Source organism: Paraburkholderia sp. SIMBA_030, assembly GCF_046535245.1.
GTDB lineage: Bacteria > Pseudomonadota > Gammaproteobacteria > Burkholderiales > Burkholderiaceae > Paraburkholderia.
In genome coordinates this window covers 1-469 of the sequence record NZ_JAWRXB010000089.1, presented here as the reverse complement: position 1 = coordinate 469, position 469 = coordinate 1, and the positions used below count along the sequence as shown (strand labels likewise).

The following is a 469-nucleotide window of genomic DNA, read 5'->3' as shown; positions in this document are numbered from 1 at the left end:
CTGTCGCGGAGACCGCCAGCACGACCGGCAGGAACAATGGCGAAACCACAGTAACGGGCCATGCACCGGCCGGTGCGCGGCGCCCATCGCCGTTCGCATTCCGCCCCATCTCGCTCGCCGCACTGGGGCTCGTGGGCGCGGCGCCCTTGCTGGCCGGCGCGCAGATCGTACCGGGCGGCGCGCACGCACCTTCCGTCATCCAGACGCAGAACGGTTTGCCGCAGGTGAACATCAACAAACCGTCCGGCGCTGGCATCTCGATGAACACATACGGGCAGTTCGACGTACAGCAGCCGGGCACGATCCTGAACAATTCGCCGACGTTCGTGCAGACGCAGCAGGCGGGCATGGTTAACGGCAATCCGAACTTCGGCCCCGGTCAGTCCGCGCGAGTCATCGTCAACCAGGTCAACAGCAGCGCAGCGAGTCAGATCAACGGCCATCTCGAAGTGGCAGGCCAGCGCGCAGA

1 protein-coding gene is annotated in these 469 nt (G+C 65.9%); it reads left to right on the top strand.

Going from position 1 to position 469, the window contains the following annotated elements; all coding sequences use genetic code 11:
- A partial coding sequence (locus tag SB772_RS39140) for a filamentous hemagglutinin N-terminal domain-containing protein (RefSeq protein WP_410838406.1) occupies nt 1-469 on the top strand: 469 nt, incomplete at both ends.